This is a genomic window from Streptomyces sp. CCM_MD2014 (genome assembly GCF_000772045.1).
In the GTDB taxonomy this organism is placed as follows: Bacteria; Actinomycetota; Actinomycetes; order Streptomycetales; family Streptomycetaceae; genus Streptomyces; species Streptomyces salinarius.
Genome location: NZ_CP009754.1, coordinates 3,553,557 through 3,573,512 on the forward strand (window position 1 = coordinate 3,553,557; position 19,956 = coordinate 3,573,512).

Genomic DNA, 19,956 nt, shown 5'->3' on the forward strand with positions numbered 1-19,956 from the left:
CGGAAATTCCCACCGGGGTACGAACACCGCCCGCCCGACTCCGGTGTCTCAGCCGAGCTTGGCGACCTGGGCGTCGACGACGTCCGAGGGGACCTCGAAGTCCGCGCCGGTCATCATCGCGGAGAGGTTGACCACGCTGAAGGTGGCGAGGCTGGAGCCCTTGCGGACCGCGACCAGCTTCATGAGCCCGCTGCCGTCCCCACCGGTGGCCACTCCGACGTTGACGGTGAGCCCCTCGTCACCGGCCTTGAGGCGGTCCACGCCCCTCACCTCGGTGATCCGCATCCTGTCGCCGCCCACGGTGGTCTCGAAGCCGCCCGCGCACTTCTCGACGGCCGTCTTCAGCCCCGCCATCGCCTGCTCGGCGCCGCCGTCCGCGTAGGAGGCGACGTTCAGCAGGATCTTGTTCACGTCGACGTCGGTCATGTCCTGACCGTCCGGGCCCTTGCTCTCGGAGGGCGACTCCGTCTGCCCCTGCCAGGAGCGCTGCACGTCCGCCGCCGGCTCGCCCTGGGCCAGGGCACCCTGGACGTGGACGAGCGGCAGACAGGCCTTGTCGTCCGTCGAGATCTCGCTCTTGGCCACCTTGTCGTCCGCCGACAGCTCGGTGGCGACCTCGCCGTTCTTCACGTCGGCCTGGGCGAGGGCGACCTTCTCCAGCTCGGCGGCGGTCAGCGCCTTGCCCGCGGGGGCGGACTGGCCGGCGCCGCCCGCCGGGGCGGACTGCTCCGCCTTCGCCTTGCCGTCACCGGCCGCGCCGTCGTCGTCGGAGGAGCCGCCGCAGGCGGTGGCGAGCAGGGCCAGGGCGGCGGCGGACGCCGCGAGGGCGGTACGGCGGACAGCGGTCGAACTCACGTCGGCACTCTTTCGTGGATGCGCGCGAGGACGTGGCCGAGTCGGGCCACGTCCGATCGCGTCGGAGTCTGGGGAGTCGCGTCGACAACGGCGTTCGGATCCGGTCGACTTTGCCCGCACCTTACCTACGGCAATCGCACGTACGATCGAAACAGGCCACCCGAGACCCGACCGTGATCTCGCCGGGGCGTGACACACCCCACCTGCCGCCCCGTTCGTACTCCGTTAACAATGGACTGTGATCTCTCCGGTCCCCTCGATATCCCGGAGCGCCCACCGGCAGCGGCCGGAGGCGACTCCCTACGTCGACCTCACCCGCCCCGAGTGGAGCGCGCTGCGCGACAAGACGCCGCTGCCGCTGACCGCCGAGGAGGTCGAGAAGCTGCGCGGCCTCGGCGACGTCATCGACCTCGACGAGGTGCGGGACATCTACCTCCCGCTCTCCCGGCTGCTCAACCTCTACGTCGGCGCCACCGACGGCCTGCGCGGTGCGCTCAACACCTTCCTCGGCGAGCAGGGCTCCCAGTCCGGCACCCCCTTCGTCATAGGGGTCGCCGGCTCGGTCGCGGTCGGCAAGTCCACCGTCGCCCGCCTGCTCCAGGCGCTGTTGTCGCGCTGGCCCGAGCACCCGCGCGTGGAGCTGGTCACCACGGACGGCTTCCTGCTGCCGACGCGGGAGCTGGAGGCACGCGGCCTGATGTCGCGGAAAGGTTTCCCCGAGTCGTACGACCGCCGGGCGCTGACCCGGTTCGTCGCCGACATCAAGGCGGGCAAGGCGGAGGTGACCGCGCCGGTCTACTCCCACCTCATCTACGACATCGTCCCGGACCAGCGGCTCGTGGTGCGCCGCCCCGACATCCTGATCGTCGAGGGCCTGAACGTGCTCCAGCCCGCGCTGCCCGGCAAGGACGGCCGCACCAGGGTCGGACTCGCCGACTACTTCGACTTCAGCGTGTACGTCGACGCGCGCACCGAGGACATCGAGCGCTGGTACCTCAACCGCTTCCGCAAGCTGCGCGCCACCGCCTTCCAGAACCCGTCCTCGTACTTCCGCAAGTACACGCAGGTGTCGGAGGAGGAGGCCCTCGACTACGCCCGCACCACCTGGCGGACCATCAACAAGCCCAACCTGGTGGAGAACGTGGCGCCCACCCGGGGCCGGGCCACCCTGGTGCTGCGCAAGGGCCCCGACCACAAGGTGCAGCGCCTGAGCCTGCGCAAGCTGTGAGCCCGGCCGTCCGCGCCGGTCGGGGAGCGGGGCCGCAGGTGAGTTCCCCGACCGGGTCGGTGAACGAGTCCTCGACGGCCTGCCGGAGCTCCGGATCCGCTCCGGGCGTGCTCTCGGGGCGCGGGCGGGGCGTGTCGAGCGCCTCCGGTGGGGAGACCGATGATCACGGACCGGTGGCGGTGAGGCCGCTGCCGTCGCACCGATCGGACGCGCCGCCCCGCATCGCTACGCTGCCGCCATGCTGCATCTGCGCCTGATCACCCCGGCCGACCGCACCGACGAGGTGGTCCGCATGATCGACCGTACGGTCGGCACCACCCACCTCGTCGTCCTGCCGGGCGCCGCCCGCGAACCCGAGGGCGACGTCGTCATGTGCGACGTGGCCCGCGAGGCCGGTGACGAACTCATCAACCGCCTGCGGGCGTTGGACCTCGAAAGCTGCGGCGCCATCACCGCCGAGAACATCGACCTGTCGCTGTCCGAGCGCGCCGACCGGGCGGAGCGGGACGCGCCCGGCGAGGCCGCCGACGCCGTGCTGTGGGAGCAGTTGGAGGAGGCGACCCACGAGGAGTCGACGCTCTCCATCACCTACGTCGCCTTCATCACGCTGGCCACGATGATCGCGGCCTGCGGTGTGGTCCTCGACAACGCGATCCTGATCGTGGGCGCGATGGCGGTCGGCCCCGAGTTCGGCCCCCTCGCCGGGATCTGCACGGCGATCGTCCAGAAGGCGCCGCGCCTCGCCCTGCGCTCCCTGATCGCCCTGCTGGTGGGCTTCGCGGTGGCGATGGCGGTGACGGTGGGCTTCAGCTGGATCATGGACGCGTTCGGCCTGTTCAGCGAGGGCCGGCTGGAGGGCGACCGGCCCAACACCGGTTTCGTCTACGCCCCGGACGCCTTCTCCTTCGTGGTGGCGATCCTCGCCGGTATCGCGGGCACGCTGTCCCTCACCTCGGCGAAGTCCGGCGCCCTGGTGGGCGTGGCCATCTCGGTCACCACGGTCCCGGCCGCCGCGAACGCGGCCGTGGCCCTGAGCTTCGGCGACACGAAGCAGACGGTGGGCTCCACCGAACAACTCCTGCTCAACCTGGCAGGGATCGTGGTCGCCGGAACCCTCACGTTGCTGACCCAGAAGGCTTTGTGGTCAACCCAACGCAACCGACTGACCAAACCCGACAACGCCGGGTGAGGTCACCGGCCCAGGGGCGCGGGGCTGTGTCGGTTTGCGGCTCCGCCGCGCGGGCGCGACCAGCCACGACGGCGCCGCACCCCGCATCACGCAGAACCCCCCACCCCGAACCCGGCACCGAGAACTAACCGAGCGCAGACTTCACCGAATCGGCCAGCCGCCCCGCCACAGCCCGAGCCTGCTCGATATCCGCCGCCTCCACCATCACCCGCACAAGAGGCTCCGTCCCCGAGGGACGCAGCAGCACCCGCCCGGTGCTGCCGAGCTCCCGCTCCGCCTCGGCCACCGCTGCGGCCAGCTCGGCAGAGGTGCTCACCCGCGACTTGTCCACGTCCGGCACATTGACCAGCACCTGCGGCAGCCGCTCCATCACGGACGCGAGGTCCCGCAGCGTACGGCCGGTCTGCGCGACCCGCGCCGCCAGCATCAGGCCGGTCAGCGTGCCGTCGCCGGTCGTGGCGTGGTCGAGGATGATGACGTGGCCGGACTGCTCGCCGCCCAGGGCGTAGCCGTGCTCCTTCATCTCCTCCAGGACGTACCGGTCGCCGACCGACGTCGCCACGAACCGGATGCCCTCGCGCTCCATGGCGAGCTTGAAGCCCAGGTTGGACATGACGGTCGCGACGACGGTGTCCGAGCGCAGCGCCTCCCGCTCCCGCATCGCGAGCGCGAGCACGGCGAGGATCTGGTCGCCGTCGACCTCCGCACCGGTGTGGTCCACGGCCAGGCAGCGGTCCGCGTCGCCGTCGTGGGCGATGCCGAGGTCGGCGCCGTGCTCGACGACGGCGGCCTTGAGCAGGTCGAGGTGGGTGGAGCCGCAGCCGTCGTTGATGTTGAGGCCGTCGGGCACCGCGCCGATGGTGACCAGTTCGGCGCCGGCCCGCGCGAACGCCTCCGGGGAGACCCGGGAGGCCGCGCCGTGCGCCTCGTCGAGGACGATCTTCAGTCCGTCGAGGCGGTTCGGCAGGACGCCGACGAGGTGGGCGACGTACTGGTCGAGCCCCTCGTCGTAGTCGCGGACGCGGCCGACGCCGGCGCCGGTCGGGCGGTCCCAGGGGGCGCCGGTGCGGTGCTCGGCGTAGACGGCCTCGATGCGGTCCTCCAGCTCGTCGGCGAGCTTGTGGCCGCCGCGGGCGAAGAACTTGATGCCGTTGTCGGGCATGGCGTTGTGGCTGGCGGAGAGCATCACGCCGAGGTCGGCGCCGAGCGCGCCGGTGAGGTGGGCGACCGCGGGCGTCGGCAGCACACCGACCCGCAGCACGTCCACGCCGGCGCTGGCCAGGCCCGCGACCACGGCGGCCTCCAGGAACTCCCCGGAGGCGCGCGGGTCCCGGCCGACCACCGCGGTCGCGCGGTGCCCGGCGAAGGTGCCCGCCTCGGCCAGTACGTGCGCCGCGGCGACGGAGAGGCCGAGCGCCAGCTCGGCCGTCAGATCCGCGTTGGCGACACCGCGCACACCGTCCGTGCCGAAGAGTCGTCCCACTTGTCCTCCTGAGGAAACGTCAATTCCGGAAGCGGCTGGCGATGAGTGCGGCCCACGCAGCGGCCCACGCAGTCGGCTCCCGAAGGCCCGGGCGCGCGGCGCCCGACCATCGATCACATAAGCCTTAGAACGTCTTGTGCCGTTATACGCCCAACGGCAGGGATAAACGAATGCCCCGGCAGCACAGTGGCGTGCCGCCGGGGCGTTCGGAGTACAGCCGGACCAGCCGGTACGACTTAGCGCTTGCTGTACTGCGGAGCCTTGCGGGCCTTCTTCAGACCGGCCTTCTTCCGCTCGACCGCACGGTCGTCACGGGTCAGGTAACCGGCCTTCTTGAGGGGGCCGCGGTTGTTGTCGACGTCGGCCTCGTTCAGCGCACGCGCGACACCGAGACGGAGCGCACCGGCCTGGCCGGAGACGCCGCCGCCCGAGATGCGGGCGATGACGTCGTAACGGTTGTCCAGCTCGAGCACCTTGAAGGGCTCGTTGACTTCCTGCTGGTGCACCTTGTTCGGGAAGTAGTCCTCGAGCGTACGCCCGTTGACCTTCCACTTGCCGGTGCCCGGGACGATCCGGACACGGGCGATGGCGTTCTTGCGGCGGCCCAGGCCGGCGGCCGGCTGGGGCTCGCCGAACGCGGAGGCCAGGGACTCCGAGGTGTACTCGCCCTCGACGGGGACCTCGGACTCGGTGGTGTAGCTGTCGATGTCAAGCTCTTCGAGCGGCTGCTCGGCAGTGGTCTCGGCCACGATGCTCCTCAGATTCTCTTCAGTCTTAGGGGGTGGCCGGACTTACTGCGCGACCTGGGTGATCTCGAACGGCTGCGGCTGCTGCGCGCCGTGCGGGTGCTGGTCACCCTTGTAGACCTTCAGCTTCGAGAGCATCTGACGGCCCAGGGAGTTCTTCGGGAGCATGCCCTTGACGGCCTTCTCGATGGCCTTCTCCGGGTTCTTGTCGAGCAGCTCGTCGTAGCGCACGGAGCGCAGACCGCCCGGGTAGCCGGAGTGGCGGTACGCCATCTTCTGGGTCCGCTTGTTGCCGGAGAGGTGCACCTTGTCGGCGTTGATGATGATGACGAAGTCACCAGCGTCGACGTGCGGCGCGTAGATCGGCTTGTGCTTGCCGCGCAGCAGCGTGGCAGCGGTGGTGGCGAGACGACCCAGGACGACGTCCTGAGCGTCGATGACGTGCCACTGGCGCGTCACATCGCCGGGCTTGGGGCTGTACGTACGCACGGTTCGTAGCCTTCGCTTCTTCAGTGAGTGGTCCTGACATGGTCACCGAAGACGATCACGACAGCCCTGACCGCACCGCGGTGACGCAAACCGCGTGCAGGTCGCTGGTCATCGGTCCCGGTGGACCGGTGTAAGGGCCCCTCACGTGAGAATGAGCAAGCCAATACACATACAGCTGTGCAGAATACCCGGGCCCCGGCGGCCCGGTCAAAACGGGGCCGCGGGGGCGCGCTCGGGCTCCGGCGCCCGGCCCGGCGGCACCCGTCCCCCGGCCCCCGCCGCGGCGGCCCCGGCCTGCCGGGCGACCGTCACCGCCAGCACACAGAGCGTGAACGCGTCCCGGAAGGCCCGCCGCCGCTCCCCCTCCAGCCAGGGCCAGGTCAGCCCCGGCACCTGGGGCACCAGGGCGATCCAGAACCACACCCCGCGGGCCACCGACCCGGCGTACGGCAGCCCGGCGAGCAGCAGCGGCAGGGCGACCAGGAGGTAGTGGTCGTAGGACGGCCGGGAGACCAGGAACGCCGAGAGCATCAGCCCCGCGCCGGTCTCCGCCAGCCGCAGCGGCCCGGGGTCGGCGCGCCGCCAGCGCCGGTACGCGCAGAGCACTCCGGCGCACGCGGCGGCCACCGCGAGCCCCTGCGCGAGCGCCGACGGCACCCCGAGCCGGGGCAGCACGGCCGCCGGGGAGGCCTCGTAAAGACGGACGAAGCCGTCGTCGCCGTGCAGCAGGAAGGGCAGGGTGCGGGTGAAGAAGCCCGCCGGGTCGGGCATCGCCAGCGCCGCCGCGGCGGAGGCCAGCGCGGGCACCAGAACGGCGGCGGCCAGTGCCCGCCACCGCCCGGCGAAGAGGAAGAGCAGGACGACCGGCGCGAGCAGCGGCTTGAGCGCCACGGCCGCGCCGATGACGGCCCCCGCCCCGGTCCAGCGCCCCCGGCTCGCCAGCAGCAGGGCCAGCGGCAGCGCCACCGCCGCCGTCACCGTCCAGTTGCCGAGCCGCACCAGGTGACCGAAGGGCGCGAAGCCCAGCGCGAGCCCGGTCAGCCCGAGGGCCGCGAGCCGGCTGCCCAGCGGCACCCGGTGCAGCAGCAGCGCGCAGGCCCAGGCCAGCGCCAGCAAGGCCGTCACCGCGCATGGCACCAGCACCCGCAGGACGGCCCCGGGCAGCAGCGCCTGCGGGACGGCGGCCAGGACGGCACTCGGCAGATAGAGGAAGTGCGGATCGTCGTACGGGGAGCCGCCGGCCAGCCAGGTCCGGGCGGCCCGCACGACGATCGCGTTGTCCATCCCGCCGTCCGGGGCCGCCCGCGCCGCGTGCGCGGCGGACGCCGCCAGCACCGTCGCGAGCACCGCCCACAGATGCCCTCGCGCCGGCCGTACCAACCACCCGGAGATGTCGCTTTTGCCCGTCCGCATGGACGGAACGCTAGGCCCTGCGGCCCCCAAGTCCCGGCACCAGCACGCCCATAGGCCCGTCTAAGATGCCGCCCATGAGCTTTGGGCAGGGGGGACCTCAGTCGCAGTGGGATCCCTGGACACCGCAATCGCAGCAGCGGCCGCAGCAACCGCAGGCGCAGCAGCCCTGGAACAGCGGGAACAGTGACAACACCCCGGACTGGGCCGCCCTCGCCGAGGCCTCCGAGGCCCGTGCCAAGCGGCGCCGGCTGCTCTTCATCGGCGGCGGCGCGCTGGCCACCGTGGTGATAGCCGGGGCCGTCGCGGTGGCCGTCGTCTCGGCGAACGGCTCCGGCCAGGCCTCCGACGGCCCGTCCTCGCAGCTCCCCTCGACGGCGGACATACCCAGCGCCACGGCCACCCAGCCGTCCTTCGCCCCGACCAGCGCCCCGCCGCCGCTGGACCCGAAGGACTTCGTCTCCAGCGCCAAGAAGGACAAGGCCCCGCTCAGCCCGGACCTGCTCTTCCCCGGCACCCAACTGACCATGGGCGAGACGGTGTACAAGAAGGGCCCGACGGCCGACACCCGCACCTGCGGCTCCGCCGCCCAGGGCACCCTGCCGAAGGTCCTCGACGCCAACAAGTGCACGCGCCTGCTCCGCGTCACCTACACCAAGGGCGACACCGCCGTGACGGTCGGCGTGGCCGTCTTCGACACGGAGGCACAGGCGTCGAAGGCGAAGAAGGACGCCGACAAGGAGAGCATCGTGCGCTCCCTGTCCGGCGGCGGCGTCAAGTCCTTCTGCACCGGCGCCATCTGCCGTTCCACCACCAACTCCTACGGCCGCTACGCCTACTTCACCGTCGCCGGTTTCACCAGCGGCGAGAACGTCACGGAGAAGTCCACCGGCGTGTTCCGGGCCGGTGACGACCTGGCCGAGTTCGCCTTCCGGCAGATCCGCCGGCGCGGCGAGGCCCAGGCATCGGCGGCGGCGGAGGGCTGACGGCCGGCCTCAGCAGCAGCCGGCCCCCGGCAGCGACCGCTTGTTGCGCGCCTCCTTGTTCCGGGCCGCCAGCAGCTCGTCGGCCGGGTAGCCGACCTCCTCCAGGGTCAGCCCGTGCGGCCGCACGACGTGCACGGCGGAATCCCGTACGCCCGCGGCGAGCACCTTCGCCGGCCAGTCGGGCGTGCGGTGCCCGTCGCCGACGAACAGCAGCGCCCCGATGAGGGAGCGCACCATGTTGTGGCAGAAGGCGTCGGCCCGCACGGTCGCGGTGACGATCCCGTCCTCGCCCCGCACGAGACTCAGTTCCTGCAGCGTCCGGATCGTGGTGGCCCCCTCCCGCTTCTTGCAGTAGGCGGCGAAGTCGTGCTCCCCCAGCAGTCCGCGGGCGGCCTCGTTCATGGCGTCCACGTCGAGGGGCCAGTCGTGCCACAGCACGTGCCCGCGCAGCAGCGGGTCGACACCGCCGGGGTTGTCGGTGACCCGGTAGGCGTAGCGCCGCCAGATCGCCGAGAACCGCGCGTTGAAGCCGCTCGGTGCCTCCCTGAGCGCCCACACCCGCACGTCCCTGGGCAGCCTCCCGGCGAGCCGCTTGAGCAGCTTCACGTGGTGCTCGGCCCACACCTCGCGCGGCAGATCGACGTGCGCGACCTGCCCCCGCGCGTGCACCCCGGCGTCGGTCCGCCCCGCCACGGTCAGCTCGTACGTCTCCCGCGACCGGGTGACCGTCCGCAACGCGTCCTCGATCTCCCCCTGCACGGTCCGCCGCCCCCCGGCCTGCTTGGCCCACCCGGAGAACTCGGCCCCGTCATAGGAGAGATCGAGACGGACACGGACATGACCGGGCTGCACTTCGTCACTCACCCAGAAATCCTCTCACCCACACGAAAGCGGGCCCGCCCCTCGAAAGGAACGGACCCGCCAACGCCCTGCTTTCAAGGGGCGCGGGGAACTGCGCGACAAGCCACGACGAACCCGCAGCCGCCGACGCACAGCCCCCGGCAGACGCTTACGCGTCCTTGGACTCCTCGGCCGCAGCCTCGTCGTCACCCTTGGTCGTGTCGACCTTGGCCTCGGCAGCCTCGGCGGAGCCCTCGGCGTCCTTGGCGGCACGCTTCGTCGCGGCCTCGGCCTCACCGGTGGCCTGCTGCGCCACGGTCAGCGCCTCGACCAGCTCGATGACGGCCATGGGCGCGTTGTCGCCACGGCGGTTACCGATCTTGGTGATCCGGGTGTAGCCACCGGGACGGTTCTCGTAGCGCGGGCCGATCTCGGTGAAGAGCGTGTGGACGACGCTCTTGTCCGTGATCACCTGGAGCACCTGACGGCGGTTGTGAAGGTCGCCCTTCTTCGCCTTGGTGACCAGACGCTCGGCGTACGGACGCAGCTTGCGCGCCTTCGCCTCGGTGGTCGTGATCTTGCCGTGCTCGAAGAGCGACTTCGCGAGGTTCGCGAGGAGCAGCTTCTCGTGCGCGGCGCTGCCGCCCAGACGGGCACCCTTGGTGGGCTTCGGCATGATGTTTCTCCTAGGTGTCTGCCCCGGCCGTATCAGGTACCGGAGTCAGTATCCGAGCAGGCGGCCGCCTGTCGGAGATCCGGGGCGCCTTTTCCCGCGCCCCGGAAGGCCCGCGCCCCAAAAGGGGCGCGGGGAACTGCACGACCGGCCGCAGCCGGCCGGCAGCCGATAACGAACCGTCGAACCCGAGTACTCAGTACTGCTCGGTCTCGACGAAGCCCGCGTCCGCGTCGTCGTCCGCGCCGAACGCGTCCGCCGCGGCGGTCGGGTCGAACCCGGGAGGCGAGTCCTTGAGCGCCAGGCCCATGCCCGCGAGCTTGGCCTTGACCTCGTCGATCGACTTCGCGCCGAAGTTGCGGATGTCGAGCAGGTCCGCCTCGGAACGGGCCACGAGCTCACCCACGGAGTGGATGCCCTCGCGCTTGAGGCAGTTGTACGACCGAACGGTGAGCTCCAGCTCCTCGATCGGCAGCGCCAGGTCGGCGGCCAGCGCGGCGTCCGTCGGGGACGGACCCATGTCGATGCCCTCGGCGTCGATGTTCAGCTCGCGGGCGAGACCGAACAGCTCGACCAGGGTCTTGCCGGCGGAAGCCATGGCGTCGCGGGGACGCATGGCCTGCTTGGTCTCGACGTCGACGATCAGCTTGTCGAAGTCGGTGCGCTGCTCGACACGCGTGGCCTCGACCTTGTACGTGACCTTGAGAACCGGCGAGTAGATCGAGTCGACCGGGATACGGCCGATCTCCTGGCCCACCTGCTTGTTCTGCACGGCGGAGACGTAGCCGCGACCGCGCTCGACGGTCAGCTCCATCTCCAGCTTGCCCTTGGCGTTGAGCGTGGCCAGGACGAGGTCGGGGTTGTGCACCTCGACACCGGCCGGGGGCGCGATGTCGGCGGCGGTGACCAGACCCGGGCCCTGCTTGCGCAGGTACATCACGACGGGCTCGTCGTGCTCCGAGGAGACGACCAGCTGCTTGATGTTGAGGATCAGGTCGGTGACGTCCTCCTTGACGCCCGGCACGGTGGTGAACTCGTGCAGGACACCGTCGATGCGGATGCTGGTGACAGCAGCGCCGGGGATCGACGAGAGGAGGGTGCGGCGGAGGGAGTTGCCGAGGGTGTAGCCGAAGCCCGGCTCCAGCGGCTCGATGACGAACCGGGAGCGGAACTCGTCGACGACCTCTTCGGTCAACGAGGGACGCTGAGCGATCAGCATGTGGTGATCCTTCAGTCAGGGGCGCCCGCTATTTGACGCCCGACTAGTACTGCAAGGGTACGGGCGATACGACCCGAAAGAGCCGTACCGCCCGGAAAACCCTGGTGAAGCGCTGAAGCGAGATCAGACGCGACGACGCTTCGGCGGACGGCAGCCGTTGTGCGGGGTGGGCGTGACGTCCTGGATGGAGCCGACCTCGAGGCCGGTCGCCTGCAGGGAGCGGATGGCGGTCTCACGACCGGAACCCGGGCCCTTGACGAAGACGTCGACCTTGCGCATGCCGTGCTCCTGCGCGCGACGGGCGGCCGACTCGGCGGCCATCTGCGCGGCGAACGGCGTGGACTTCCGGGAGCCCTTGAAGCCGACGTGGCCGGCGGAGGCCCAGGAGATCACGTTGCCGGTCGGGTCCGTGATGGACACGATCGTGTTGTTGAACGTGCTCTTGATGTGCGCGTGGCCGTGAGCGACGTTCTTCTTTTCCTTGCGGCGCACCTTCTTGGTCGCGCCCTGACGTCCCTTGGGGGGCATGTCGTTCTCCTACGGGAGGTGGTCGGTCCTACAGCGAAGACCGCTGGACGGCGAGTCCGCTGCGGACTACTTCTTGCCCGGCTTCTTCTTGCCGGCGATGGCGCGACGCGGGCCCTTGCGGGTGCGGGCGTTCGTGCTGGTGCGCTGACCGCGGACGGGCAGACCGCGACGGTGACGGAGACCCTGGTAGGTACCGATCTCGACCTTGCGGCGGATGTCGGCCTGGATCTCGCGACGGAGGTCACCCTCGGTCTTGATGTTGTTGTCGACGTACTCGCGGATCGCGACGAGCTGCTCCTCGGAGAGGTCCCGGACACGGGTGTTCGGGTCCACGCCGGTGGCGGCGAGCGTCTGCTGCGAGAGGGTCCGGCCGATGCCGAACACGTAGGTGAGGGCGATCTCCACGCGCTTTTCGCGCGGGATGTCAACACCGGAAACGCGTGCCATTCAATGGCTCCAGTTGATTGTCGGAGGTCTTCCACAGAACCGGATCCCAGCCGCCGTATGAGGTACGAACCGGGTCCCCGGCCTCCGAACCGGGGGTGTCGGGCGATCACTCGCCCGGGTCCTGCGTATGAACATGTTCAGCTCGCGTCGCGCGAAGTCATGCGAATCGCGGAGGGAACGGTCAGGCGTCAGCCCTGGCGCTGCTTGTGGCGCGGGTTGTCGCAGATGACCATGACCCGACCGTGACGGCGGATCACCCTGCACTTGTCGCAGATCTTCTTGACGCTCGGCTTGACCTTCATGGGTGTGAGGTTCTCCGGGTCAGTTGCCGGCGGAACCGCGCGCGGGGCACGCGGGACGTGGGCAAGATCTACTTGTACCGGTAGACGATCCGGCCACGCGTCAGGTCGTACGGAGACAGCTCCACCACGACCCGGTCGTCAGGGAGGATGCGGATGTAGTGCATGCGCATCTTGCCGCTGATGTGTGCCAGGACCTGGTGGCCGTTCTGGAGCTCCACCTTGAACATGGCGTTCGGAAGAGACTCGACGACAGTGCCTTCGATCTCGATGGCACCTTGCTTCTTGGCCACGCTTCGCCCTTCGAATCGACTACCTTGATCGGCTCCTGCGGGCCGTGCATCCCCGGGGCGAACCACCAGGCATGCGGGCACACGTGAGCCGACGAGTCAGTCTACGTCAGCGGACCCGGAAAGGCGAAACGAGGAAGTCTGCCCCGGATGCGAGATCGTTATGCAAGGGGGTCCGGGGCCGCCGTGATCCCCAGCTCCGCCAGCTTGGCCTTGCCACCGTCCGGGGCCGTCAGTACCAGGGGGCCCTGCTCCGTCAGGGCCACCGAGTGCTCCCAGTGGGAGGACCAGGTGCCGTCCGTCGTGATGACGGTCCAGTCGTCGGAGAGCACCTCGGTGCGGGGGGTGCCGAGGGAGACCATCGGCTCGATGGCGAGGCAGAAGCCGGGGACGAGCTTCGGGCCCTTGCCGCGCTTGCGGTCCACGTAGTTCAGCAGGTGCGGGTCCATGTGCATCTCGGTGCCGATGCCGTGGCCGCCGTAGTCCTCGATGATCCCGTACTTGCCGCCGCCGGGCTTGGGCTGGCGGCGGATGTAGGTCTCGATGGCGCGGGAGACGTCCACCAGGCGGTTGCCCTGCTTCATGGCCGCGATGCCGGCCCACATGGACTCCTCGGTCACCCGGGAGAGCTCGATCAGCTCCGGGGAGTGACCGGAGCCGACGAAGGCCGTGTACGCGGCGTCGCCGTGCCAGCCGTCGATGATCGCGCCGCAGTCGATGGAGATGACGTCGCCGTCCTTGAGGACCACGTCGTCGGACGGGATGCCGTGGACGACGACCTCGTTCACCGAGGTGCAGATGGTGGCGGGGAAGCCGCCGTACCCGAGGAAGTTCGGCTTGGCGTCGTGCTCCGCGAGGACCTTGCGGGCGACCTGGTCCAGGTCCCTCGTCGTCGCACCGGGTACGGCGGCCTCGCGGGTGGCCGCGTGGATGGCGGCGACGACCAGCCCCGCCTCGCGCATCTTGGCGATCTGCTCGGGGTTCTTGATCTGCACCATGGGGGCTGCGGCCTTTCTGGACCGGAGGGTCTGGGGAACGCTTCCAACGATACGGGGCGGGGGCCACCCCCACCGCACAGCACAGCCGCGGGCCCCGGACGGGGACCGCGGCTGCAGCCGGAGTCGAGAACTACTGGTCGCGCTTGAGCGCCTCCAGCGCGCGGCGGGTGACCTCGTCCACGGGACCCGTCGCCGCGATGGTGGCGACCAGGCCCTGCGACTTGTAGTAGTCGATGATCGGCTCGGTCTGCGTGTGGTAGACCTCCAGCCGCTTGCGGACCGTCTCCTCGGAGTCGTCGTCCCGCTGGTACAGCTCGCCGCCGCAGACGTCGCAGACGCCTTCCTTCTTCGGCGGGGTGTACGTCACGTGGAAGACGTGGGCCGAGTCGTTGCGGCAGACGCGCCGGCCGGCGATCCGCTTGACGACCTCGTCCTCCGGGGCCTCCAGGTCCAGCACCGCGTCGAGCTTCATGTCCTCGGTCTCGAGCAGCTCGTCCAGTGCCTCGGCCTGGGAGACGTTGCGCGGGAAACCGTCCAGCAGGAAGCCGCCCTCGGCGTCGGGCTGCTCCATGCGGTCCTTCGCCATGGCGATGGTGACCTCGTCCGGGACGAGATTGCCGGCGTCCATGTAGGACTTCGCGAGCTTGCCCAGTTCGGTCTGCTGGCTGATGTTCGCGCGGAACAGGTCGCCCGTGGAGATGTGCGGGATCTGCAGCGTCTCGGCAAGGCGGGTGGCCTGCGTTCCCTTTCCGGCACCCGGAGGCCCGACGAGGACGATTCGCATCAGCGGAGGAACCCTTCGTAATTGCGCTGCTGGAGCTGGCTCTCAATCTGCTTCACCGTCTCGAGACCGACACCCACGATGATCAGGATGCTGGTGCCGCCGAACGGGAAGTTCTGGTTTGCCCCGAAACCAGCCAACGCCATTGTCGGGACGAGAGCGATCAGACCCAAGTACAGCGAACCCGGCCAGGTGATCCGGTTGAGTACGTAGCTCAGATACTCAGCGGTCGGTCGGCCAGCCCGGATGCCCGGGATGAAGCCACCATACTTCTTCATGTTGTCCGCGACTTCCTCGGGGTTGAACGAGATGGCCACGTAGAAGAAGGCGAAGAAGACGATCAGGAAGAAGTACAGGATGATGTGCGGCGTCGCCGCGGTGTCCGCGAGGTTCTTCTGGATCCAGACGGCCCAGCCCGAGGTCGAGCCGGAGAACTGGACGATCAGCGCCGGGATGTAGAGCAGCGACGAGGCGAAGATGACGGGGATGACGCCCGCCTGGTTCACCTTGAGCGGGATGTACGTCGAGGTACCGCCGTAGGAGCGGCGGCCGATCATGCGCTTCGCGTACTGCACCGGGATGCGGCGCTGGGCCTGCTCCACGAAGACGACCAGGCCGACCATGACGAAGCCGACCAGCATGACGGTGCCGAACTCGATCCAGCCGCCCGCGAGGTCACCCGAGGTCTTGATGGCCCACAGGGCCGAGGGGAAGGTCGCGGCGATCGAGATGAACATCAGGATCGACATGCCGTTGCCGATGCCGCGGTCGGTGATCAGCTCGCCGAGCCACATGACGACGGCCGTACCGGCGGTCATGCAGATCACCATGACGATGGTGGTGAAGATCGCCTGGTCGGGAACGATCTGGCCGGCGACGGTGCAGCCGGAGAACAGCGCGCCGCTGCGGGCGGTCGCCACCAGGCCGGTGCCCTGGAGGATGGCGAGCGCGACGGTCAGGTAGCGGGTGTACTGCGTGATCTTCGCCGTGCCGGCCTGGCCCTCCTTCTTGAGGGCTTCGAGGCGCGGGATCACGACGGTCAGCAGCTGAAGAATGATGCTCGCCGTGATGTACGGCATGATGCCGAGCGCGAAGACCGTGATCTGCAGCAGGGCGCCACCGCTGAACATGTTGACCAGGCCGAAGAGGCCCTGGTTGCCGGACGCCTGGTCCACACACTCCTGGACGTTCTTGTAGTCGACGCCTGGAATGGGGATGTGGGTACCGAGCCGGTACACCACGATGATGCCGAGCGTGAAGAACAGCTTCTTGCGCAGGTCGGGCGTCTTGAACGCCCGGGCGAACGCGGTGAGCACGGTGCCTCCTGCGACCCCCGCGCTACTGCGTCAAGGGTGACGGTCTTGAGGTTCGACTGACGACTGATAAGTGGACGGCTAAGTGGGTAACGCTGAACCGCCGCCCAGAGTGCCTCATGTGAGGCACCCGTGAAAGAGGGCAGCGCAGGCCACCTTACCGGCGGGACCTATGCCCTTGGAACGACCAACCGGGGATACCCCTTTTGTGGGGCATCCCCGGTCGGGATCGCTCAAGTCATCGAGACGCCTGATGGGTTCAGACGAGCTCGGTGACGGTACCGCCCGCGGCGGTGATCTTCTCCTTGGCGGAGCCGGAGACGGCGTCGACCGTCACCTGCAGCGCCACGGAGACCTCGCCCTGGCCGAGGACCTTGACGAGGCTGTTCTTGCGAACGGCACCCTTGGCCACCAGGCCCTCGACGGTGACCTCGCCACCCTCGGGGTACAGCGCGGCCAGCTTGTCGAGGTTCACGACCTGGAACTCGGTCTTGAACGGGTTCTTGAAGCCCTTCAGCTTCGGAAGGCGCATGTGGAGGGGCATCTGGCCACCCTCGAAGCGCTCCGGAACCTGGTAACGGGCCTTCGTGCCCTTCGTACCACGACCGGCCGTCTTACCCTTCGACGCCTCACCACGACCGACACGGGTCTTGGCGGTCTTGGCGCCGGGGGCCGGACGGAGGTTGTGGATCTTGAGCGGGTTCTGCTCCGCCATGATCAGTCGACCTCCTCGACCGTCACGAGGTGGCGGACGGTGTGCACCATGCCGCGGAACTCGGGGCGGTCCTCCTTGACGACCTGCGTGTTGATCCCCTTGAGACCAAGGGAGCGCAGGGTGTCACGGTGGTTCTGCTTGCTGCCGATGTAGGACTTGACCTGCGTAATCTTGAGCTGCGCCATGATTACGCACCCGCCCCGGCACGCGCACGGAGAAGAGCCGCGGGAGCGACGTCCTCGAGCGGCAGACCGCGGCGGGCCGCGATCTCCTCGGGACGCTGCAGGCCCTTGAGGGCCTCCACGGTCGCGTGCACGATGTTGATCTGGTTGTCGGAGCCGAGCGACTTCGACAGCACGTCGTGGATACCGGCGCACTCGAGCACGGCGCGCACCGGACCACCGGCGATAACACCGGTACCGGGGGACGCGGGCTTGAGCAGCACGACGCCGGCAGCCTTCTCACCCTGGATGGGGTGCGGGATGGTGCCCTGGATGCGGGGGACCTTGAAGAAGTGCTTCTTGGCCTCCTCAACGCCCTTGGCGATGGCGGCCGGCACCTCCTTGGCCTTGCCGTATCCGACACCCACGGTGCCGTCACCGTCGCCCACCACGACCAGCGCGGTGAAGCTGAAGCGACGACCACCCTTCACAACCTTGGCGACGCGGTTGATCGCGACGACGCGCTCAACGTAAGCGGTCTTCTCGGCGGCACCTGCGCCACCGTCACGGCCCTTCCGGTCCCGCCGCTCGCCGCCACCGGCACCGCTGCCGCGGCGCTGGGGTCCAGCCATTGGAATTACCTCTCTCTGTTTCCGCTAGCGTTACGGAACCGGCTCAGAACTTCAGACCGGCTTCGCGGGCGGCGTCCGCCAGGGCTGCGATGCGCCCGGCGTACTGGTTGCCACCACGGTCGAACACGACGGCCTCGACACCGGCGGCCTTGGCGCGCTCGGCGACCAGGGCGCCGACCTGCTTGGCCTGCGCGGACTTGTCGGCCTCGCCGCCGCGGATCGACGTGTCCAGGGTGGACGCCGACGCAAGGGTGTGACCCTTGATGTCGTCGATCACCTGGGCGACGATGTGGCGGTTCGAGCGGGTAACGACCAGACGGGGACGCTCCGCCGTACCCGAGAGATTCTTGCGAATCCGGATGTGGCGGCGCTTGATCGCGGCGCGCTTGTAGGCGTCGCCCTTGAGGATCTTCTGTCCGTATGCCATGGCTTACTTACCCGCCTTTCCGACCTTGCGGCGGATGACTTCGCCCTCGTACTTGACGCCCTTGGCCTTGTACGGGTCGGGCTTGCGCAGCTTGCGGATGTTGGCCGCAACCTCGCCGACCTTCTGCTTGTCGATGCCCTCGACCGAGAAGTGGGTCGGGTTCTCCACCTTGAAGGTGATGCCCTCGGGGGCCTCGACCGTGATCGGGTGGCTGTAGCCCAGGGAGAACTCCAGGTTCGAACCCTTGGCGACAACGCGGTAACCGACACCGCTGATCTCGAGCTTCTTCACGTAACCCTGGGTCACGCCGGTGATCATGTTCGCCACCAGCGTGCGGGACAGGCCGTGCAGGGCCTTGCTCTGACGCTCGTCGTTGGGGCGGGTGACGTTCAGAACGCCGTCCTCACCCTTGGCGATGTCGATCGGCGCCACGACGGTGTGGGTCAGCGTGCCCTTGGGGCCCTTGACCGAGACCGTACGGCCGTCGATGGTGACGTCCACGCCGGCGGGAACCGCGATGGGGAGCTTGCCGATGCGCGACATAGCTGTTTCCTCCGTTCCCTTCCGTTACCAGACGTAGGCGAGGACTTCTCCGCCTACGCCCTTCTTGCCGGCCTGCTTGTCGGTGAGGAGCCCGTGGGACGTGGAGATGATCGCCACGCCGAGGCCGCCCAGCACCTTGGGCAGGTTGGTGGACTTCGCGTACACCCGGAGACCGGGCTTGGAGATCCGCTTGATGCCCGCGATGGAGCGCTCACGGTTCGGGCCGAACTTCAGCTCGAGGACGAGGTTCTTGCCGACCTCGGCGTCCTCGGTCTTCCAGCCCGTGATGAAGCCCTCCTGCTGGAGGATCTCCGCGATGTGAGACTTGATCTTGGACGCCGGCATCGTCACGGAGTCGTGGTACGCCGAGTTCGCGTTCCGCAGACGCGTAAGCATGTCTGCGATCGGATCAGTCATGGTCATGAATTGGCCTTCGGCCTCTCTCGCCGGGGTTTCCTGGTGCGCCATCCCTCTCCCCGATCCGAGACGGGACGGGTGCGGCGCGGTGGACCTACGGCGTAGTAAGTCGTACGGGCGGCAGACGCCCAACCCCGCAAGCCTAAGGCATGCGCGGGCGGGCTTCTGCCGACCCAGATGCTTACCGAGAGTCTGAATAACCCGGGATTACCGGATTACCAGGAGCTCTTGGTCACGCCCGGCAGCTCGCCACGGTGAGCCATCTCACGAAGGCACACGCGGCACAGGCCGAACTTGCGGTAGACGGAGTGCGGACGGCCGCAGCGCTGGCAGCGCGTGTAGCCGCGGACACCGAACTTGGGCTTACGAGCAGCCTTGGCAATCAGAGCCTTCTTCGCCATCTCGCTCACGCCTCCTTGAAGGGGAAGCCGAGGTGACGGAGGAGCGCACGGCCCTCAGCGTCGTTGGTCGCCGTGGTCACCACGGTGATGTCCATACCCCGGGTGCGGTCGATCTTGTCCTGGTCGATCTCGTGGAACATGACCTGCTCGGTGAGACCGAAGGTGTAGTTGCCACGGCCGTCGAACTGCTTGGGGGACAGGCCGCGGAAGTCGCGGATGCGCGGCAGCGCGAGCGACAGGGTGCGGTCCAGGAACTCCCACATGCGGTCGCCACGGAGCGTGACGTGGGCACCGATCGGCTGACCCTCACGCAGCTTGAACTGCGCGATGGACTTGCGGGCCTTGGTGACGGCCGGCTTCTGACCGGTGATGGTGGTCAGGTCGCGGATCGCGCCCTCGATCAGCTTCGAGTCACGGGCGGCGTCGCCGACACCCATGTTGACCACGATCTTCACGAGGCCGGGGATCTGCATGACGTTCTCGTAGGAGAACTCCTCACGCAGCTTGCCCGCGATCTCCTCGCGGTACTTCGTCTTCAGACGCGGAGTGGTGGTGGTAGCCATCAGATGTCCTCACCCGTCCGCTTGGCAACGCGGATCTTGTTGCCCTCGTCGTCGAAGCGGTAACCGACGCGCGTGACGACCTTGTTGCCGTCCTTCTCCACGACCAGCTGGACGTTGGAGACGTGGATCGGGGCCTCGGTGGTCACGATGCCGCCGGCCTGCGAACCGCGAGCGGTCGGACCGGCCTTGGTGTGCTTCTTGACCCGGTTGACACCCTCGACCAGGACGCGGTCCTCGCGGGGGAAGGCCGCGATGACCTTGCCCTGCTTGCCCTTGTCCTTGCCGGTGATGACCTGGACCAGGTCGCCCTTCTTGATCTTCAT

Annotated in this window: 27 protein-coding genes; 3 read left to right on the top strand and 24 right to left on the bottom strand. The window is 68.9% G+C overall.

Going from position 1 to position 19,956, the window contains the following annotated elements:
- Nucleotides 1-48: 48 nt before the first annotated feature.
- Nucleotides 49-855, bottom strand: a complete 807-nt coding sequence (locus tag NI25_RS15340; protein WP_061443012.1) for a hypothetical protein — start codon at nucleotides 853-855, stop codon at nucleotides 49-51.
- Nucleotides 856-1,093: 238 nt separating this feature from the next.
- Between NI25_RS15340 and coaA the strand changes: the two genes are divergently transcribed.
- Nucleotides 1,094-2,083 carry a type I pantothenate kinase gene (gene coaA, locus NI25_RS15345; RefSeq protein ID WP_061443013.1) on the top strand — a complete coding sequence of 330 codons (990 nt, stop codon included), beginning with the start codon at nucleotides 1,094-1,096 and terminating at the stop codon, nucleotides 2,081-2,083.
- Nucleotides 2,084-2,321: 238 nt separating this feature from the next.
- Entirely contained in the window at nucleotides 2,322-3,272 is a 951-nt protein-coding gene (locus NI25_RS15350) for a DUF389 domain-containing protein (RefSeq protein WP_061443014.1), read from the top strand.
- 124 nt (nucleotides 3,273-3,396) lie between these two features.
- On the opposite strand, the gene glmM is transcribed toward NI25_RS15350, so the two are convergent.
- The 4 genes from glmM to NI25_RS15370 form a co-directional block, all read right to left on the bottom strand.
- Nucleotides 3,397-4,755 carry a phosphoglucosamine mutase gene (glmM, locus tag NI25_RS15355; RefSeq protein WP_061443015.1) on the bottom strand — a complete coding sequence of 453 codons (1,359 nt, stop codon included), beginning with the start codon at nucleotides 4,753-4,755 and terminating at the stop codon, nucleotides 3,397-3,399.
- A 236-nt stretch (nucleotides 4,756-4,991) separates the two neighbouring features.
- Complete coding sequence (gene rpsI / locus NI25_RS15360; RefSeq protein WP_061443016.1) at nucleotides 4,992-5,504, bottom strand: 30S ribosomal protein S9; 513 nt, start codon at nucleotides 5,502-5,504, stop codon at nucleotides 4,992-4,994.
- Between the two features lie 42 nt (nucleotides 5,505-5,546).
- Nucleotides 5,547-5,990 (bottom strand): 50S ribosomal protein L13, encoded by a 444-nt coding sequence (gene rplM, locus NI25_RS15365; protein ID WP_019329618.1) that lies wholly within the window; start codon nucleotides 5,988-5,990, stop codon nucleotides 5,547-5,549.
- 207 nt (nucleotides 5,991-6,197) lie between these two features.
- On the bottom strand, nucleotides 6,198-7,403 hold the full coding sequence (locus tag NI25_RS15370) for a glycosyltransferase 87 family protein (protein ID WP_199560917.1): 1,206 nt from the start codon (nucleotides 7,401-7,403) through the stop codon (nucleotides 6,198-6,200).
- Between the two features lie 74 nt (nucleotides 7,404-7,477).
- On the opposite strand from NI25_RS15370, the gene NI25_RS15375 reads away from it, so the two are divergent.
- Nucleotides 7,478-8,386 (top strand): hypothetical protein, encoded by a 909-nt coding sequence (locus NI25_RS15375; protein ID WP_061443018.1) that lies wholly within the window; start codon nucleotides 7,478-7,480, stop codon nucleotides 8,384-8,386.
- Nucleotides 8,387-8,395: 9 nt separating this feature from the next.
- Here NI25_RS15375 and truA read toward each other — a convergent pair whose 3' ends face one another.
- From truA to rplX, 19 genes are all read right to left on the bottom strand, one after another.
- Nucleotides 8,396-9,250 carry a tRNA pseudouridine(38-40) synthase TruA gene (truA, locus tag NI25_RS15380; RefSeq protein WP_061443019.1) on the bottom strand — a complete coding sequence of 285 codons (855 nt, stop codon included), beginning with the start codon at nucleotides 9,248-9,250 and terminating at the stop codon, nucleotides 8,396-8,398.
- A 145-nt stretch (nucleotides 9,251-9,395) separates the two neighbouring features.
- Complete coding sequence (gene rplQ / locus NI25_RS15385; protein WP_061443020.1) at nucleotides 9,396-9,902, bottom strand: 50S ribosomal protein L17; 507 nt, start codon at nucleotides 9,900-9,902, stop codon at nucleotides 9,396-9,398.
- A gap of 193 nt (nucleotides 9,903-10,095) precedes the next feature.
- The gene (locus NI25_RS15390; RefSeq protein ID WP_004946635.1) at nucleotides 10,096-11,118 is read right to left on the bottom strand and encodes a DNA-directed RNA polymerase subunit alpha; all 1,023 of its coding nucleotides are present in this window, start codon (nucleotides 11,116-11,118) and stop codon (nucleotides 10,096-10,098) included.
- A 123-nt stretch (nucleotides 11,119-11,241) separates the two neighbouring features.
- Nucleotides 11,242-11,646: a 30S ribosomal protein S11 gene (rpsK, locus tag NI25_RS15395; RefSeq protein WP_007443997.1), complete on the bottom strand. Its 405-nt coding sequence runs from the start codon at nucleotides 11,644-11,646 to the stop codon at nucleotides 11,242-11,244.
- Between the two features lie 66 nt (nucleotides 11,647-11,712).
- The gene (gene rpsM, locus NI25_RS15400; protein WP_004984507.1) at nucleotides 11,713-12,093 is read right to left on the bottom strand and encodes a 30S ribosomal protein S13; all 381 of its coding nucleotides are present in this window, start codon (nucleotides 12,091-12,093) and stop codon (nucleotides 11,713-11,715) included.
- Nucleotides 12,094-12,281: 188 nt separating this feature from the next.
- Nucleotides 12,282-12,395 (bottom strand): 50S ribosomal protein L36, encoded by a 114-nt coding sequence (gene rpmJ, locus NI25_RS15405; protein ID WP_003974245.1) that lies wholly within the window; start codon nucleotides 12,393-12,395, stop codon nucleotides 12,282-12,284.
- A 68-nt stretch (nucleotides 12,396-12,463) separates the two neighbouring features.
- Nucleotides 12,464-12,685 carry a translation initiation factor IF-1 gene (gene infA, locus NI25_RS15410; protein WP_003948620.1) on the bottom strand — a complete coding sequence of 74 codons (222 nt, stop codon included), beginning with the start codon at nucleotides 12,683-12,685 and terminating at the stop codon, nucleotides 12,464-12,466.
- A gap of 158 nt (nucleotides 12,686-12,843) precedes the next feature.
- Complete coding sequence (gene map, locus NI25_RS15415; protein WP_061443021.1) at nucleotides 12,844-13,680, bottom strand: type I methionyl aminopeptidase; 837 nt, start codon at nucleotides 13,678-13,680, stop codon at nucleotides 12,844-12,846.
- Between the two features lie 130 nt (nucleotides 13,681-13,810).
- A complete protein-coding gene (locus tag NI25_RS15420) occupies nucleotides 13,811-14,464 on the bottom strand; it encodes an adenylate kinase (protein ID WP_061443022.1) in 654 nt (217 codons plus the stop codon).
- Nucleotides 14,464-15,777, bottom strand: a complete 1,314-nt coding sequence (secY, locus tag NI25_RS15425; RefSeq protein ID WP_061443023.1) for a preprotein translocase subunit SecY — start codon at nucleotides 15,775-15,777, stop codon at nucleotides 14,464-14,466. The genes NI25_RS15420 and secY overlap by 1 nt, the downstream gene beginning before the upstream one ends.
- 256 nt (nucleotides 15,778-16,033) lie before the next feature.
- Complete coding sequence (rplO, locus tag NI25_RS15430; RefSeq protein ID WP_030400229.1) at nucleotides 16,034-16,489, bottom strand: 50S ribosomal protein L15; 456 nt, start codon at nucleotides 16,487-16,489, stop codon at nucleotides 16,034-16,036.
- Nucleotides 16,490-16,491: 2 nt separating this feature from the next.
- Nucleotides 16,492-16,674 (bottom strand): 50S ribosomal protein L30, encoded by a 183-nt coding sequence (rpmD, locus tag NI25_RS15435; RefSeq protein ID WP_003974250.1) that lies wholly within the window; start codon nucleotides 16,672-16,674, stop codon nucleotides 16,492-16,494.
- A 2-nt stretch (nucleotides 16,675-16,676) separates the two neighbouring features.
- The gene (rpsE, locus tag NI25_RS15440; protein ID WP_003974251.1) at nucleotides 16,677-17,282 is read right to left on the bottom strand and encodes a 30S ribosomal protein S5; all 606 of its coding nucleotides are present in this window, start codon (nucleotides 17,280-17,282) and stop codon (nucleotides 16,677-16,679) included.
- A gap of 43 nt (nucleotides 17,283-17,325) precedes the next feature.
- On the bottom strand, nucleotides 17,326-17,709 hold the full coding sequence (gene rplR, locus NI25_RS15445; RefSeq protein ID WP_003974252.1) for a 50S ribosomal protein L18: 384 nt from the start codon (nucleotides 17,707-17,709) through the stop codon (nucleotides 17,326-17,328).
- A 3-nt stretch (nucleotides 17,710-17,712) separates the two neighbouring features.
- Nucleotides 17,713-18,252, bottom strand: coding sequence for a 50S ribosomal protein L6 (rplF, locus tag NI25_RS15450; protein ID WP_031034780.1), 540 nt, complete (start codon nucleotides 18,250-18,252; stop codon nucleotides 17,713-17,715).
- A 24-nt stretch (nucleotides 18,253-18,276) separates the two neighbouring features.
- Nucleotides 18,277-18,675: a 30S ribosomal protein S8 gene (rpsH, locus tag NI25_RS15455; RefSeq protein WP_026248232.1), complete on the bottom strand. Its 399-nt coding sequence runs from the start codon at nucleotides 18,673-18,675 to the stop codon at nucleotides 18,277-18,279.
- A 209-nt stretch (nucleotides 18,676-18,884) separates the two neighbouring features.
- On the bottom strand, nucleotides 18,885-19,070 hold the full coding sequence (locus NI25_RS15460; RefSeq protein ID WP_003948630.1) for a type Z 30S ribosomal protein S14: 186 nt from the start codon (nucleotides 19,068-19,070) through the stop codon (nucleotides 18,885-18,887).
- Nucleotides 19,071-19,075: 5 nt separating this feature from the next.
- Nucleotides 19,076-19,633: a 50S ribosomal protein L5 gene (gene rplE / locus NI25_RS15465; RefSeq protein ID WP_003974255.1), complete on the bottom strand. Its 558-nt coding sequence runs from the start codon at nucleotides 19,631-19,633 to the stop codon at nucleotides 19,076-19,078.
- A complete protein-coding gene (rplX, locus tag NI25_RS15470; RefSeq protein WP_003992365.1) occupies nucleotides 19,633-19,956 on the bottom strand; it encodes a 50S ribosomal protein L24 in 324 nt (107 codons plus the stop codon). Before rplX ends, rplE begins: the two co-directional genes overlap by 1 nt.